Here is a 15,644-nt window from a genome sequence, read left to right on the forward strand (position 1 = left end):
CAAAGTCGAGAGTGAGAAATTGATTGCGACATCACCCCCAGAGCTTATCGTCCGCTTGGATCTTGTACAGACTCTCGGCTCTGGAGACCAACAACTGGGCAAACTTGGCCTGGGTTGGGTCTTTGGTTGCACCGGATTGCACTAAGTTTTCGGCCTTAAGTTGCCAGGTTAGCGAAAAGTGACGCAAGGCTTCACGAGCAGTGGCCGCTACGCTCACATCAACATAGTCGGAAGGCAAGTCACCGGACATCACCCAATAGGTCTTGTGGCTGGGCTGTTTGGATTCGATTTTCCACATGGCTACATAAGGCGCCAGATAGCGGCTTTCGGCCGGTAGCACTTTGCTTGGGATCACCCCTTTCTCTGCAAGAAATTTATTGGCTTTCTGGAACTGTTCACGCACCCACGCCTGGCGCAAGGCTTCCTGCTGTTCGGCATTGGGCGGTGTACTTGTCTGTTCAGTCATAAACTTTCCTTTCTTCTTGTTTGTTTTTATTGTGTTTTTATATTCTGTATCTGTTCAACTAAGCCTCTGGCCGACTTTTTCAGTACCACTCCATAATGAGACGACTATGGGTGGCGGACTTCAATCTTCAACCAACTTTACGTTAACGTAAGGTGGAAAGCAAAATTGCCAGATAGATCACAATTATTCTGCTCATCAGCTTTGTTGAGAGTATCGCTAAATGCTATGGTTCTGCAATAAATATAACAAGCGGTCGGCGGCCGCTAAGCGCCGCCCCAATAAGCACAGCGGAGAACAGACGTGGCTGTATTTAATCATGTATCATTCGACGAACATGAACAGGTAGTATTCTGTCATGACAAGGAAAGTGGCCTGCGTGCCATCATCGCCATCCACAACACCAACCTGGGTCCAGCCGTAGGCGGTTGCCGTATGTGGAACTACCAATCAGATGATGAAGCCCTCACTGACGTGTTGCGCCTCTCCCGCGGTATGACTTACAAGAATGCCCTGGCCGGATTGGCCATGGGTGGCGGTAAGTCAGTGATCATAGCCGATCCCAAAACAGAAAATCGTGAGCAACTGTTCCGCGCCTTTGGCCGCTTTGTTCACAGCCTGGGTGGCCGCTACTACTCGGCTGAAGATGTGGGTACCACCCCTGCCGACATCATGATTGCCCATGATGAAACCCCTTATGTGCTTGGCCTGGAAGGTATGAGCGGCGATCCCTCCCCTTTTACCGCCATGGGAACTTACCTGGGTATCAAGGCCGCCGTTAAGCACAAGCTGGACAAAGATAGCCTCAAGGGCCTCAAGATAGCCGTTCAGGGCGTCGGCCATGTGGGCTATTATCTGTGCAAGCACCTGCATGGAGAAGGTGCCGAACTGTTTGTAACCGATATCCATCAGGCATCACTGGACAAGGTCGCCACCGACTTTGGTGCTGTAGTGGTTGCCCCTCAGGACATCTATGCTCTGGACGTCGATGTCTATGCCCCTTGCGCCCTGGGAGCCACACTTAACGACACCACACTGCCACAACTGAAAGCCGGCATAGTCGCAGGCTGTGCCAATAACCAGCTGGCTGAGCCCCGCCACGGCGAGCAGCTCAAGCAAATGGGCATCCTCTACGCTCCAGACTATGTAATCAACGCCGGTGGTATCATCAACGTGTCTTTCGAAAAAGACTATGATGCCGCCAAGTCTACCGCCAAGGTTGAAGAGATTTACAACACCCTGCTGTCCATCTTCAAGCAGGCCGATGAGCAGAACCGCACCACGGCTGAAGTAGCCGATGAGATGGCCCGTGCCATCATCAATGGTACCCAAGCCTAAGCTCAGTCATATTCCATAAAAGGGCCTTCAGGCCCTTTTTTATTACTGAAAAAATTTTCCCCTTGTCGGCAAAGAGATAGGCGCCGGAAACAGAAAATTCATTTTCCCAGACTGGCGAGCGTCATCTGCCTCTGCTTGACTTAACACTCGTCATCTCGAATGTCAGGGAGTCAGTGATGCTCAGATTCGGCTATGAAGTGGAACAGCAAAAGGTTGAATTACAGGCCAGTAACTGGAATGGATTTGAGCGTTTGTTTGTCGACGGTAAAATGGTATCCAGCAAATTCAATCTGGGACTAAAGAGCGAACACAGCTTTGAATTACGTAATGGCGCACGTTGCCGGATGCAACTTCTGGTTGACCCCACCACAGAGCTGACTATCTGCCGCATCTACAAGTGTAACCGCCTGCTGGCGAGCCTCAAACAGGGAAAACAACAGCCAAACAACTCACATATGCAACACTGGTTGCTACTGGGGGGATTGGTGTGCGTACTATTAGTCTATCTTTGATTCGGTGATCGCGCATTTAACCATAGGGTTAACGCTTGTCGGTATGATTTATCTTGTTGAGCAGCATGAGCAGCTGCGCTCTTTCCGGCTCATCCAAGGCCGCCATAAACTTCTCGTTGACCCGCTCGGCCTCGCGAATCAAGTCCTGCTCCATCGCCTTGGCCTGATCGGTCAGGAAAATTTGAAACGCACGCCGGTTGTCTTCTTCCTGATGGCGATAGATTAAGCCTTGTACCTGCAGTTGATCCAACAGGCGTGTCATGGTGTAGTTGGCCACATCACAGCGACGTGACAACTCGGTTTGGCTGATCCCTTCCTCTTGCCAGAGCGCAAACAACACAGGCCAGAGTTTAATATCCAGCTGATAACGCTTCAGGCGGCTATCCAGTTCATGTTGCAGTTCCACGTTCAGATGGGATACCAGATAACCGAGACTCTCTTTGCGGTTCAAGCAACACCTCCTGTACTTCAGGGCTTGTCTGTTCGCTATCGGCAGGGGCAAGCGCTTTATGCAACAAAATCGCTTATTCTATTTCATTGGCGCCGGGCCATGCCGCTGCCGAGTTTAACTATACCACTGCGCAAAATGATTGACCTACACAGGGAGCATGAAAAACGGCATATGACCTCTCAAGCGGAACAAAACCGCATTGACTTGCCCAAATATACGGCTTTATGACTCCCCTATGGGTACACGATTGCCAGCCGACAATCCGCCTTAAACTTGAGTGGCTAACCCGATTCTGAGTCAATCAAACTTCTATACCAATGGTATTAATACTACCACCTGCTGGATATTTCACTAACACAAGAAAGGAGAATAATGGGGCATTTACAGTCAGGCTACTGTAAATAAAGGTTTTATATCTGCCTGAATGGCAAAGCGATTCCGTTAATTTTTAACTCAGTAAATAGGTTTCGGCAAAGCGATAGAAACAGGCCCGCCCAAGCCTGGCCTTGAGACCACGAGGCAAGCTTACCAATAGCCCGGATTCGGCGCACTCAAAGGCATTAAGCCCCTGCACCTCAAACTCATTACCCTGGGAGCAAACCAGGGTAAAACGGCTACTCTCGGCCTCGATATCCAGCTGCTTGTAATCGACTATGATGAGCGGTGTATCGGCCACCGCTACCCTCAAACGCTCTGCCGGGGTGAGCAACAGATGTTCACCCTCGATGCAGTGCAAAATACTGCTGAAGAGCCTGGCAAACTTGGCCGGCAGCGGTGAGTTGAGATAATACCAATCGCCTTTAACATCTATCTCAAACAGGGCTTGCTGCTGACATAAGTCAGGCCTTGCCCCCAGCCCTTTCAGGGCCTCACTCACCTTGTCTGCCGACTGTTTCATCCTGGCTTCCTATTTTGGGTTCCCTATTTTTGGCGCTCTCAGGCTTACGCCTGAGTCAGTTCCAGCAAGGCTTCGATGGGGTGCTTGGGCCTGAAGCCGCCAAAGCGTTTGACCTGGCTGCGACAGGAATAACCGGACACCAGTATCTGCTCCTTTGGCAACGACTTTATCGCCTCGTCCCAGGACATCTCATACAAAGCCTTGGAACGTGGCAGGTTTTCCAACTCATGGCCATAGGTGCCGGCCATGCCGCAACAACCCAGATTCACGGTTCCCAACTTGGCACCAAAACGGGCAAAGATGGTTTGCCATTCTTTGGCAGTGCCGGGACGGGCACTGGATTCGGTGCAGTGGCTGAACCAGGTGAACTCACGCCCGCTTGCAGGCAGTTGCGGTAACTGTTCGAGCATAGTACTGAGCCACTCGCTGGCAAGCTGGACATTGAACTGGCCGCGCTTGGCGCCGAGCGCTTCACGGTATTCGTCGCGATAAACCAACACTAGCGCCGGATCTACCCCCACCATGGGCATGCCAAGGGCATGCACCTGATTGAGAAAATCGGCGGCGGTCTGTGCCGTCTTGGCAAACTGCTCCAGAAATCCTTTGATATGAGCCGGTTTACCGTTGGGCTTGAACGGCAGCAATACCGGCTTGAGCCCAAGCGCTTCAATCAGGCGAATAAAGCGATAAACCAGTTCAGCATCGTAAAAGCTGTTAAAAGGGTCCTGCACCACCAACACATAATTTTGTCGCTCAGCGGCGGGGATAGCACTCAAGGCGTTGAGATCATAACCACGGCTGGGGTGAGCATCGAGGCGCTGTTTCAGCGTAGGTACAGACAGCGCAGGCGCATCCACATACCCCAGAGCCTTTTTAATCACCCACTTGGATAAAGGGTTCTGCGCCGCAAAGTTACTCAGCCGGGGCGCCTTGGCCATCAGCTGCACCGAATCCTCGACACCGGCCACCAGGTAATCCTTGGCGGGACGCTGATAACGGCGGTAATAGATACTGAAAAACTGTGCCCGGAACTTGGGGACATCCACCTTCACCGGACACTGGCCGGAGCACGCCTTACAGGCGAGACAGCCCTTGAGCGACTCCATCACCTCGTGGGAATAGTCGTATTCTTTCTTGGCATTGAGGCTGTTCTGCAGCCGCTGCAGCAAGCCCATGGGTTTGGACTTGGCGAGCTCATTGACATCGACGCCTTCAGATTCCAGCAGTCGCAGCCACTCACGCATTAATCCGGCGCGGCCCTTGGGCGAATGGATCCTGTCTCCTGTCACCTTGAACGAGGGGCACATGGGCGAAAAGCGGCTGTAGTTAAAACACAGGCCGTTACCGTTACAGTTCATCACATCCGGGAAGGCATCGCGAACACTGACAGGTATTTGCCTGTCGAAACTGCCGCGCTTGGTACTGTCGACATTGTAGATAAGCTGTTGGCCTTTGGGCGCCACCAGCTTACCCGGGTTGAGTTTATTCTGGGGGTCGAACAGCGTCTTAACTTCTTCAAGCTCACTCCAAAGCTGCTCGCCAAATACCTGGGGGCCATACTCACCACGCACCCCCTTACCGTGCTCGCCCCACATCAGGCCGCCGTATTTCTGCGTCAGTGCCGCCACTTGATCCGAGACGGTGCGCAACAAGGCTTCATCTTTAGGATCGCACATATCCAGCGCCGGACGCACATGCAGCACCCCGGCATCCACATGGCCGAACATGCCGTATTGCAGTTGATGGCTATCCAACAGCGCACGGAACTCCATGATATAGTCGGCAAGCTTTTCCGGTGGTACGGCGGTATCTTCGGCGAAGGCTATCGGTTTTCGGCGACCTTTGGTGGCCCCGAGCAGCCCCACCGCCTTCTTGCGCATGGCATAAATCTTATTGATGGAACCGGCATCCCGGGTGAGCTGATACCCAAGCACCCCTTTCTCACCGGCGGCAATCTGTGCATCCAGCGCCGCGGCCAGACGCTCAGCCCGCTCATCGACCTGGGCTTGTTCTCCGGCAAACTCCACCATGTTAAGACCATCGATTATTTTGCCGGGCACTTCCTGGATAAGCTCGGATACCGAGTGCCAGATAATGTCTTCCCGCGCCAGATTCAGCACCTTGGAATCGACGGTTTCCACCACAGTGGCATTGGCGAGCACCAAGTCGGGGGCATGGCGCAGCGCAGATTCAAAAGAGTCATATTTGATGTTGATCATAAGGCGGCTGGCCGGCAAAGGGGTGATATCCAGTTTGGCCTCAGTCACCACCGCCAGCGTTCCCTCAGAGCCCGTGAGGATCCGCGACAGATTAAATTCACTCAGCTGTTGATCCCAGACGTTTTTCAGATCGTAACCGGTCAAAAAACGGTTCAGTTTTGGAAAGCGCTGTTCAATCAGCTCTCGCTGCTCACGGCAGCGACGGGCCACCTCGGTAATCAACTTGTTGCCGAGCGGGTTGTCAGTCACCTTCTCACCCGATTCCAGTGCCTCGCGGCTCACCGGAGCCGTGTGCAGCACACTGCCATCCACCAACACACTGGTAAGCTCCAGCACATGATCCGAGGTCTTGCCATACACCAGCGAGCCGGCGCCGGAGGCATCGGTATTAATCATGCCGCCCAGGGTGGCACGGTTGGAGGTGGAAAGATCCGGGCTGAAGAAAAAGCCGTGCGGCCGCAACGCATCATTGAGCGCATCCTTGACCACACCGGCCTCGACTCTAACCCAGCCTTCCTCTGGATTAACTTCCAACACCCGGTTCATATGGCGCGAGAGATCCAGCACTATCCCATGAGTCAGCGCCTGACCATTGGTTCCGGTACCGCCGCCGCGGGCACTGAAGACCACCTTGGCAAAAGCTTCCTCACAGGCGAGCTGCAACGCCATGGCAATATCGGCGCTGTCTCTGGGGTAGAGCACCGCCTGTGGCAGAAACTGATAGACGGAGTTATCCGTCGCTTGCGCCAAGCGGGCACTGTAACGCCTGTCGATATCGCCGCGAAAACCGCGCTGATCCAGCGCATCCAGATATTCCAGATACAGGGGTTCCAGAGTTTGTTGGTGTGATAGTAAGGGTAACATCTTATGCTCGAATAAATTTTTTGTTATCGGGCCATTATAAACAAAAAAAAGCCGCTAAAAAGCGGCTTCCTTCATAAGAACTGTTTCTGACTTAGCCGTGGGCTTCAGCCAGGTACAGCCAGGTGTCAATCACTGTGTCTGGGTTCAGAGACACAGTGTCTATGCCCTGCTCCACCAACCAGGCGGCGAAGTCAGCATGATCCGAAGGACCCTGACCACAGATACCCACATAGGCACCCTTGGCCTTGGCAGACTTGATAGCCATCGCCAGCAGCGCCTTAACGGCTTCGTTACGCTCGTCGAACAGGTGACTGATGATGCCGGAGTCGCGGTCCAGGCCCAGAGTCAGCTGAGTCAGGTCGTTGGAGCCGATGGAGAAACCATCGAACATCTCCAGGAACTGATCCGCTAGCAGGGCGTTGGATGGCAGTTCGCACATCATGATGACGCGCAGACCATCTTTACCACGCTCCAGACCTTGCTCTTTCAGTAGTTCGATAACCTGACGGCCTTCTTCCAGAGTACGAACGAACGGGATCATGATCTCAACGTTCTTCAGCCCCATGTCGTTACGAACCCGCTTGATGGCTTCACACTCGAGGGCAAAACAATCGCGGAACGACTCTGAGATGTAGCGGCTGGCGCCACGGAAGCCCAGCATTGGGTTCTCTTCCTCTGGCTCATATTTGTCACCGCCGATCAGGTTGGCGTATTCGTTTGACTTGAAGTCAGACATACGCACGATAGCCTTCTTGGGGTGGAATGCTGCAGCAATAGAAGAGATACCTTCCACCAGACGGGCAACATAGTATTCAACCGGAGATTCATAACCGGCGATCATCTCAGTGATCTCGGCTTTCAGCTCTTCGGTTTGCTGATCGAATTCCAGCAGAGCCTTGGGGTGAATGCCTATCATGCGGTTGATGATGAACTCGAGACGGGCCAGACCCACACCTTCATTAGGCAGACGGGCAAAGTCGAAGGCGCGGTCAGGGTTACCTACGTTCATCATTATCTTCATAGGCAGATCAGGCATGGAATCAACGCGGCTGGAAATCACATCAAACTCCAGCTTGCCTTGATAGATATAACCTGTATCACCTTCGGCGCAGGATACTGTTACTTCCTGACCGTTTTCAATTTTGTCGGTCACGTCGCCACAACCCACTACCGCAGGCACGCCCAGTTCACGGGCAATAATGGCAGCATGACAGGTACGGCCACCACGGTTGGTGACAATGGCGCTCGCGCGCTTCATGATAGGTTCCCAATCCGGGTCAGTCATATCGGTAACCAGTACATCGCCTGGCTGGATCTTGTCCATTTCGTCGATAGATTTGAGCACCTTGGCAACACCTGAGCCCACCTTGTGACCAATAGCACGACCTTCACAGATCACTTCGCCGCGGCTCTTGAGGTGATAACGCTCAATCAGTTGCACATCTTCACGGGAACGCACGGTTTCGGGGCGAGCCTGAACTATGTAGAGACGACCGTCGTTACCGTCTTTGGCCCATTCGATATCCATCGGACGGCCATAATGCTTTTCAATGATCATCGCCTGCTTGGCCAGTTCCATCACTTCTTCATCATTGATGGAGAAAGTCATGCGCTGTTCTTTGGCGACATCTTCAATTTTCACCTGCTTGCCGTGAGATGCATCATCTGAGTACACCATCTGGATCAGCTTGCTGCCGATATTACGACGAACAACAGCCTTGTGACCGGCAGTCAGGGTTGGCTTGTGTACATAGAACTCGTCCGGGTTAACCGCACCTTGCACTACCATTTCGCCCAAACCGAAGGAAGAAGTGATAAATACCACGTCCTTGTTGCCGGACTCGGTATCCATGGTAAACATCACACCGGAAGCCGCTTTATCGGAACGTACCATGCGCTGAACACCGGCAGACAGTGCCACACCGCGATGGTCGTAACCCTGATGCACACGATAGGAGATAGCGCGATCGTTGAACAGAGAGGCAAACACATGCTTGATGGCAACCAATACAGCTTCAAAGCCCTTCACGTTGAGGAAGGTTTCTTGCTGACCGGCAAATGAAGCGTCGGGCATATCTTCTGCGGTGGCAGAGGAACGCACGGCGAATGAAGCGTCTTGGGTTTCAGAGGCTAATTTTTCGTAAGCTTCTCGAATCGCTTGTTCGAGTTCTGGCTGAAATGGGGTTTCAATAACCCACTGTCTGATCTGTGCACCAACTTTAGCCAGTGCGTTGACATCATCTACATCCAATGTGTCAAGAATGTCATATATCTTCTGGTTTACTCCACTTTGCTCAAGAAACTCATTGAACGCGTGGGATGTGGTCGCAAAGCCGCCAGGTACTTGAACACCGGCATTGGCCAGATTACTGATCATTTCACCAAGAGAAGCGTTTTTACCGCCGACCTTGTTGACGTCACCCATGCCTAATTCCTGATACCAGAGTACGTATTGCTGCACAGTTCTATCTCCGCAAGTTTATTTCAGTGGCCCCTTCACACGAGGGCAGCGGCATTTTACACTCCGAGGCAACAAGCGTAAATCTATAATTTTATTTGTAATTTTATTACTACATGAGGTCGGCATGGCACGTAAAGTATTCTACATTTCTGATGGAACAGCAATCACGGCCGAAGTGTTTGGTCACGCAGTGCTTTCTCAATTTCCATTGGAATTTGATTCACTTACCATTCCTTTTGTGGAAAATACCGTTAAAGCAGAAGCCGTTAAAAAACAGATTAATGATAGTTTTATTACAACAGGGGAACGGCCTCTGGTGTTTCATTCCATCGTCAAACCGGAAATTCGCGACATCATTTATTCCAGTGAGGGCCTGGACTACGACTTCCTCAACACTTTCGTCGCCCCCTTGGAGCAACAATTAGGGGTCACCGCCAGCCCTTCACTGCATCGAACCCATGGAATGGCCAAAGCGGGTTATGATGCGCGTATCGACGCCATCAACTTTGCCATGGATAACGACGATGGCCAGACCATGAAGCATATGGACAAGGCCGACATTATCCTGCTGGGGGTTTCCCGCTGCGGCAAGACGCCATCCAGCCTCTATCTGTCGATGCAGTTCGGCATCAAGGCCGCCAACTACCCCTTTATTCAAGACGACATGGACAACCTCAAGCTGCCTGAAGTGCTAAAACGCAACAAATCCAAACTGTTTGGCCTGACCATTGAACCTGTACGCCTGCATGAGATACGTCAGAGCCGGATGGAAAACAGCCGCTATTCCTCTTTGCGCCAATGCCGCCTCGAAGTGAAAGAGGTGGAGATGATGTTTAAGAAAGAACGCATCCCTTATATAGACACCACCAACCAATCGGTCGAGGAAATTGCCACCAAGATCCTCGACGCCACAGGTCTTGAGCGCCATATGTTCTAAAAAACGCCCTAGCGGCAGACAAATGCTGCTCGAGTTGAAACTGAGTTACATATTGGCATTTTCTGGCTAACTACTTGTTACCACGGTGCGAATCCTGAATGATTCAAGTGGGTCTTGACACTTTTTCAAGGCCCACTTGGGCAATTATCGGACAATTGCCACTTTGCAGCTCGGCTCGATTGGTTATAATCCGACACAAGATAAGCGCAAAGCGCTCAAGAAATTTCCCCCGGTATCATGAATGACCATTAAAACAGACGAATTACGCACCTCTCTCTTATGTAAAGTGATCTCACCTGCCCAACTCGCATCTGAGTATCCATTGACTCAGGAAGCCGCAGATTACCTGATTGAACAGCGCCGCGAAGTCGAAGCCATTATTCAAGGTGACGATCCGCGTTTGTTGGTCATCATAGGCCCTTGCTCCATCCATGACACAGAAGCAGCACTTGAGTATGCCGGCCGCCTGGCCAAACTGCACCATGAACTCAAGGACGATCTGTGCATTCTAATGCGGGTCTATTTTGAAAAACCACGCACCATAGTCGGCTGGAAAGGCCTGATTTCCGATCCTGACTTGGACGGCAGCTTCAGCCCCAATAAAGGTCTACGCCTGGCCCGTAAGTTGCTGCAGCAGATCACCGAACTGAAACTGCCTATCGCCACCGAATTTTTGGATATGGTGAACGGCCAGTATATTGCCGATCTCATCACCTGGGGCGCCATCGGAGCCCGCACCACAGAAAGCCAAATTCACCGTGAAATGGCCTCGGCGCTCTCCTGCCCTGTAGGCTTCAAGAATGGTACCGACGGCAACATCAATATTGCCGTCGATGCAGTGCGCGCCGCCAGAGAACCGCATATCTTCTACTCTCCGGACAAGGACGGCTCACTGGCGGTCTATCGCACCCATGGTAATCCCTATGGGCATATCATTCTGCGCGGCGGTAAAACCCCCAACTACAGCGAGCAAGATGTAGCCAAAGCCAGAGAGCAGATGGATTCGGTTGGGATCCATTCCGGCATAGTGGTCGACTTCAGCCATGGCAATAGCCAGAAGCAGCACAAGAAGCAGTTGGAAGTCGCCGAAGATATCATGGCACAGCTGCGCAGTGGCTCTACTGCTATTGCCGGTATTATGGCCGAGAGCTTTATTGTCGAAGGCAATCAGAAAGTTATTGCAGGTGAGCCCCTCACTTACGGCAAGAGCATCACGGATGCCTGTCTCCATTGGGAAGACTCGGAAAAACTGCTCAGAGATCTGGCCGCTGCCGCCAAGGAAAGACGTCGCCTGCTGGGCAAGTAAGCCCCCCAGATACAGGCCACTGAAATGGAATCGCCCCGCTATCTCCACGCTGGAGATGCCGGGGCTTTTTCATGCCCGGATACTTTCGAACATCCAATATTTTTCATGCAGAGCTTTCTGGCCCAGGCTGTCAATCCGCCTTTGGTCGAACTATAATACCGCCCCTGATTTTCCAGCATAACCAGAGGTTGCCGTATGCCAGAAACGACACAGAGCCAATATGAAGTGGCCGTAGCACGCCGAATTGAACAAGCCGAGGCTCGGGTGATCAAGGCGGTTTTCCCGTCCATTACCAATCATCACAACACACTGTTTGGCGGTGAAGCCCTCGCCTGGATGGATGAAACCGCTTTTATTGCCGCCACCCGCTTTTGTCGCAAGACACTGGTCACCGTCAGCTCTGACAGAATCGATTTCAAAAAGCCTATCCCCGCCGGCAGCTTGGCAGAATTGATCGCCCGAGTGATCCATGTGGGCAACACCTCGATGAAAGTCGAAGTGAACATTTTTGTAGAAGATATGTATCAGGATAAGCGCGAGCACGCTATCCGCGGTGTCTTCACCTTCGTGGCCGTCGATGAAGACAGAAAGCCGACCCAGATCTGGAGCGATGATCTAGCCAACTAGGCCCTTTCGCTTATTTCGCATAATCCGAGCCTGTTTCTGACTAAAGGCTATGTAAGTTTTATCCGGCAACCCTGTTTGCCGCTGAAAAGGCTTTTATTGACTGTCGTTCTCGACTAAAGTCTAAAAGCGACGGTAACAAAAAGTCACTTAAAGCCTGATAAAGCAATAGGATTATTTGTCACTTTTCTGTTACATTGACCCTTCTTCAGCGTGCAGAGCCATAATCATAACAAGCCATGAAGCCAGAAAACTTAAATATTATCATCGCCGATGATCACCCATTATTTCGCAATGCCCTGCGCCAGGCGCTTAACAGCGGCTTTTCCAACACTCGCTGGTTTGAGGCCGACAGTGCCGATGGGCTGCAACAGCTGCTTGAGCAAACTCACCAGGACTATGATCTGGTGCTGCTGGATCTGCAGATGCCAGGCTCCCATGGCTACTCCACCCTTATCCATCTGCGTGCTCACTTTCCCGAACTGCCGGTAATAGTGATTTCAGCCCATGAAGATGCCGCCACTATCAGCCGTGCCCTGCACTACGGCGGCGCCGGCTTTATTCCCAAGTCAGCCTCAATGGAAACCTTTATCGACGCAATCACCGCGGTAATGTTCGGCGATATCTGGCTGCCTAGAGGCATAGAATTGGTTGAAATTGATGATGAAAATGATACCGACAAGGTCGCCGGCAAGCTCTCTGAGCTGACGCCGCAGCAATACAAGGTGTTGCAGATGTTTGCCGAAGGCCTGCTCAACAAGCAGATAGCCTACGACCTGGGCGTATCCGAGGCGACCATCAAGGCCCACGCCACCGCTATCTTCCGAAAGCTAGGGGTTCGCAATCGCACCCAGGCCGTGATAGCGCTGCAGCAACTGGGAATGGAAAAGGTCGAAATAAACTGATCTCAGCTTCCCTAAGGTTTCTCAATCCTCCTTGGCAGCACATTTGCCAAGATAGATGATTTCCGGCGCGCTCGGGCACAACACCTCAACACACTCATCGCCGGTGCAGATAAGATGTGACCAACCGTCACTGTGCCCATGGAAGAAACTGATTGGGCTTTCCTGCGACCAGGCGTGATCTTTAATCAGGCGGCTGTTGTAACCCTGTTCGTCCCCAAGCTCGCTCAGCGCCTGCCATAGCTCCAGCAACCCATGTTCATCCAACATACGAAACGCAGTGACCGAGCGGTAATGCAGCCGATAGCGCCCTTCACTCGGTAAATGAAACAGCTCCAGGCTGAGATCGCCCCCGGGATGGGGCGTATTTTTGATTTGATAGCGTTTGCCGCCGGGAAGCTGCAACATGAAATCACCGCCCCAGAAGAGCCCAGTGATAAAAAGATCCCCCTGCTCGAAGGGTGTCTGCCATCTGCCTATTTTCATGCTCCCTCCCATTAACCCCTGCGCTCGTTAATCCCCCTCAGACAAAAGTGGGGTAAACCAGAAAGTACTCAACAAGCGGATACCGGGCAATGGCCGCTATAACCCATAAAAAAGCGCCGCCGGGGCAAACCCTCGGCGGCGCTGCATTTGAGAGGCTCAGCGTTTACAAGCCCAGATGGCTGGCATGAAACTTAAGCTGCTCGTCGATAAATGAGGCGATAAAATAGTAGCTGTGATCATAGCCGGGGTGGCTGTGAAAACTCAGCGCAATTCCAGCGTCAGTGGCGGCGGCCTGCAAGGCCTGTGGCAGTAACTGCTCGGCCAGAAACAGATCACTCTCGCCCTGATCGACCCGCATCGGCAGCCCTTTGGCACCACTTTTTATCAGCTCTACCGTGTCATAGGCCTTCCAAGCCTCCCTGTCACTGCCAAGATAAGCGGCAAACGCCTTCTGGCCCCAGGGGCACTGGCTAGGATGACTGATGGGGGCAAAGGCGCTGGCGCTGAGATAACGGCCTGGATTTTTCAGGGCTATCATCAACGCGCCGTGGCCGCCCATTGAGTGACCGGCAATAGCGCGCTTATCCGATACCGGAAAGTGCTGCTCTATCAAGGCCGGCAACTCATCTACCACATAGTCATACATACGATAGTGATTGCTCCAGGGAGCCTGGGTAGCATTGACATAAAAACCGGCCCCCAACCCCAGATCGTAAGCGGCATCTTCGGCATCGGCCACACCTTCTCCGCGCGGACTGGTATCCGGGCAAACTATCGCCAGCCCCAGCTGAGAAGCGAGGCGCTGGGCCCCGGCCTTTTGCATAAAGTTTTCATCCGTACAGGTCAGCCCGGAGAGCCAATACAGCACAGGTACCTTTTGGCTATTAGCCTGCTCCGGCAGATAGATGGCGAAACGCATCTCGCAGTTCAGACTGCTGGAGTGATGACGGTACTGCTTGTGCCAGCCTCCAAACGACCTGTTATTACTGATATTTTCCATCAGAAGGTCCTCAGAAGTGGATCACGCTGCGTATACTCTTGCCTTCATGCATCAGCTCAAAGGCTTCATTGATATCTTCAAGCCCCATGGTGTGGGTGATAAAGTCATCCAGCTTGAACTTACCGGCCAGATAATCTTCCACTATGCCTGGCAACTGTGAGCGTCCTTTGACACCACCGAAAGCCGAACCTTTCCATACCCGGCCGGTCACCAGTTGGAAAGGTCTGGTGGAGATCTCTTGCCCGGCACCGGCAACCCCAATGATCACTGACTCGCCCCAGCCCTTGTGGCAACACTCGAGCGCCGAACGCATCACATCCACATTACCGATGCACTCAAACGAGTAATCGACGCCGCCATCGGTCAAATCCACAATCACCTGCTGAATAGGCTTGTCATAGTCCTTGGGGTTGATGCACTCGGTCGCCCCCAGCTTCTTCGCCAGTTCAAACTTGGACTCATTGACATCTATGCCTATGATACGACCGGCTTTCGCCATCACAGCGCCAATCACCGCCGATAACCCTATACCGCCGAGCCCGAAGATGGCTACAGTGGCGCCCTCTTCCACCTTGGCAGTGTTCATTACAGCGCCCATGCCGGTAGTGACACCGCAGCCCAGAAGGCAAATCTCTTCCAGCGGCGCCGACTTGTTGACCTTGGCCAGGGAGATCTCAGGCAATACCGTATATTCAGAGAAAGTCGAGCAGCCCATGTAGTGGAAAATCGGCTTGCCGTCTTTGAAGAAACGGGTGGTACCATCCGGCATCAGGCCCTTGCCCTGGGTCTCACGGATCTTCTGACACAGATTGGTCTTGCCCGAGCGGCAGAACTTACACTCACCGCATTCAGGCGTGTAAAGAGGAATAACATGATCGCCCACCGCCACACTGGTGACGCCTTCGCCGACCATCTCCACTATGCCGCCGCCCTCATGGCCGAGAATGGCCGGAAACACGCCTTCAGGGTCGTCGCCGCTCAAAGTAAAAGCATCGGTATGGCACACACCACTGGCAACAATGCGCACCAACACCTCACCGGCCTTGGGCAACATCACATCCACCTCTTCCATCTTCAACGGCTCACCTGCAGCCCAGGCTACGGCGGCGCGGGACTTGATAAATTTGTCTGTCATTGTCGCTTCCTTCTGTTGTGATTGATTCGGTATCGAACCTCTTGGCTC

The 15,644-nt window shown here is 52.7% G+C and carries 14 protein-coding genes; 6 read left to right on the forward strand and 8 right to left on the reverse strand.

Annotated elements, in window-relative coordinates; genetic code table 11:
* Positions 1–31: 31 nt before the first annotated feature.
* Complete coding sequence (locus RC73_RS03935) at positions 32–466, reverse strand: DUF4826 family protein (RefSeq protein WP_039033405.1); 435 nt, start codon at positions 464–466, stop codon at positions 32–34.
* A gap of 300 nt (positions 467–766) precedes the next feature.
* Between RC73_RS03935 and RC73_RS03940 the strand changes: the two genes are divergently transcribed.
* Both RC73_RS03940 and RC73_RS03945 read left to right on the forward strand, forming a co-directional pair.
* Entirely contained in the window at positions 767–1,801 is a 1,035-nt protein-coding gene (locus RC73_RS03940) for a Glu/Leu/Phe/Val dehydrogenase dimerization domain-containing protein (protein ID WP_039033406.1), read from the forward strand.
* Positions 1,802–1,977: 176 nt separating this feature from the next.
* A complete protein-coding gene (locus RC73_RS03945; protein ID WP_039033407.1) occupies positions 1,978–2,313 on the forward strand; it encodes a hypothetical protein in 336 nt (111 codons plus the stop codon).
* Between the two features lie 28 nt (positions 2,314–2,341).
* On the opposite strand, the gene RC73_RS03950 is transcribed toward RC73_RS03945, so the two are convergent.
* The 4 genes from RC73_RS03950 to ppsA all read right to left on the reverse strand — a co-directional run bounded on the left by RC73_RS03950 (position 2,342) and on the right by ppsA (position 9,206).
* The gene (locus tag RC73_RS03950; RefSeq protein WP_039033408.1) at positions 2,342–2,764 is read right to left on the reverse strand and encodes a MarR family winged helix-turn-helix transcriptional regulator; all 423 of its coding nucleotides are present in this window, start codon (positions 2,762–2,764) and stop codon (positions 2,342–2,344) included.
* Positions 2,765–3,212: 448 nt separating this feature from the next.
* Entirely contained in the window at positions 3,213–3,662 is a 450-nt protein-coding gene (locus RC73_RS03955) for a DUF1285 domain-containing protein (protein ID WP_039033409.1), read from the reverse strand.
* Positions 3,663–3,706: 44 nt separating this feature from the next.
* The gene (ydiJ, locus tag RC73_RS03960; RefSeq protein WP_039033410.1) at positions 3,707–6,745 is read right to left on the reverse strand and encodes a D-2-hydroxyglutarate dehydrogenase YdiJ; all 3,039 of its coding nucleotides are present in this window, start codon (positions 6,743–6,745) and stop codon (positions 3,707–3,709) included.
* A gap of 91 nt (positions 6,746–6,836) precedes the next feature.
* Positions 6,837–9,206: a phosphoenolpyruvate synthase gene (ppsA, locus tag RC73_RS03965; protein ID WP_039033411.1), complete on the reverse strand. Its 2,370-nt coding sequence runs from the start codon at positions 9,204–9,206 to the stop codon at positions 6,837–6,839.
* Positions 9,207–9,330: 124 nt separating this feature from the next.
* On the opposite strand from ppsA, the gene ppsR reads away from it, so the two are divergent.
* The 4 genes from ppsR to RC73_RS03985 all read left to right on the forward strand — a co-directional run bounded on the left by ppsR (position 9,331) and on the right by RC73_RS03985 (position 12,978).
* Positions 9,331–10,143 (forward strand): posphoenolpyruvate synthetase regulatory kinase/phosphorylase PpsR, encoded by an 813-nt coding sequence (gene ppsR, locus RC73_RS03970; protein ID WP_039033412.1) that lies wholly within the window; start codon positions 9,331–9,333, stop codon positions 10,141–10,143.
* Positions 10,144–10,384: 241 nt separating this feature from the next.
* The gene (locus RC73_RS03975; protein WP_039033413.1) at positions 10,385–11,449 is read left to right on the forward strand and encodes a 3-deoxy-7-phosphoheptulonate synthase; all 1,065 of its coding nucleotides are present in this window, start codon (positions 10,385–10,387) and stop codon (positions 11,447–11,449) included.
* Positions 11,450–11,644: 195 nt separating this feature from the next.
* Entirely contained in the window at positions 11,645–12,076 is a 432-nt protein-coding gene (locus tag RC73_RS03980) for an acyl-CoA thioesterase (protein ID WP_025011189.1), read from the forward strand.
* 236 nt (positions 12,077–12,312) lie between these two features.
* The gene (locus RC73_RS03985; protein ID WP_039033415.1) at positions 12,313–12,978 is read left to right on the forward strand and encodes a response regulator transcription factor; all 666 of its coding nucleotides are present in this window, start codon (positions 12,313–12,315) and stop codon (positions 12,976–12,978) included.
* A gap of 21 nt (positions 12,979–12,999) precedes the next feature.
* Here the strand turns inward: RC73_RS03985 and RC73_RS03990 are convergent, their stop codons facing one another.
* From RC73_RS03990 to RC73_RS04000, 3 genes are all read right to left on the reverse strand, one after another.
* On the reverse strand, positions 13,000–13,461 hold the full coding sequence (locus RC73_RS03990) for a hypothetical protein (RefSeq protein ID WP_039033416.1): 462 nt from the start codon (positions 13,459–13,461) through the stop codon (positions 13,000–13,002).
* 163 nt (positions 13,462–13,624) lie between these two features.
* Positions 13,625–14,461: an S-formylglutathione hydrolase gene (fghA, locus tag RC73_RS03995; RefSeq protein ID WP_039033417.1), complete on the reverse strand. Its 837-nt coding sequence runs from the start codon at positions 14,459–14,461 to the stop codon at positions 13,625–13,627.
* A gap of 10 nt (positions 14,462–14,471) precedes the next feature.
* Positions 14,472–15,596 carry an S-(hydroxymethyl)glutathione dehydrogenase/class III alcohol dehydrogenase gene (locus tag RC73_RS04000; protein WP_028781420.1) on the reverse strand — a complete coding sequence of 375 codons (1,125 nt, stop codon included), beginning with the start codon at positions 15,594–15,596 and terminating at the stop codon, positions 14,472–14,474.
* Between the last annotated feature and the right edge of the window lie 48 nt (positions 15,597–15,644).

It is taken from the genome of Shewanella sp. ECSMB14102 (genome assembly GCF_000813075.1).
GTDB classification, from domain to species: domain Bacteria; phylum Pseudomonadota; class Gammaproteobacteria; order Enterobacterales; family Shewanellaceae; genus Shewanella; species Shewanella indica.

Bases quoted from the DNA above. Each gene is read 5' to 3' on its own strand.
- RC73_RS03935 (WP_039033405.1), bottom strand. From the start codon at position 466: ATGACTGAACAGACAAGTACACCGCCCAATGCCGAACAGCAGGAAGCC.
- RC73_RS03945 (WP_039033407.1), top strand. From the start codon at position 1,978: ATGCTCAGATTCGGCTATGAAGTGGAACAGCAAAAGGTTGAATTACAG.
- RC73_RS03955 (WP_039033409.1), bottom strand. From the start codon at position 3,662: ATGAAACAGTCGGCAGACAAGGTGAGTGAGGCCCTGAAAGGGCTGGGG.
- ydiJ (WP_039033410.1), bottom strand. From the start codon at position 6,745: ATGTTACCCTTACTATCACACCAACAAACTCTGGAACCCCTGTATCTG.
- ppsR (WP_039033412.1), top strand. From the start codon at position 9,331: ATGGCACGTAAAGTATTCTACATTTCTGATGGAACAGCAATCACGGCC.
- RC73_RS03975 (WP_039033413.1), top strand. From the start codon at position 10,385: ATGACCATTAAAACAGACGAATTACGCACCTCTCTCTTATGTAAAGTG.
- RC73_RS03980 (WP_025011189.1), top strand. From the start codon at position 11,645: ATGCCAGAAACGACACAGAGCCAATATGAAGTGGCCGTAGCACGCCGA.
- RC73_RS03985 (WP_039033415.1), top strand. From the start codon at position 12,313: ATGAAGCCAGAAAACTTAAATATTATCATCGCCGATGATCACCCATTA.
- RC73_RS03990 (WP_039033416.1), bottom strand. From the start codon at position 13,461: ATGAAAATAGGCAGATGGCAGACACCCTTCGAGCAGGGGGATCTTTTT.
- fghA (WP_039033417.1), bottom strand. From the start codon at position 14,461: ATGGAAAATATCAGTAATAACAGGTCGTTTGGAGGCTGGCACAAGCAG.
- RC73_RS04000 (WP_028781420.1), bottom strand. From the start codon at position 15,596: ATGACAGACAAATTTATCAAGTCCCGCGCCGCCGTAGCCTGGGCTGCA.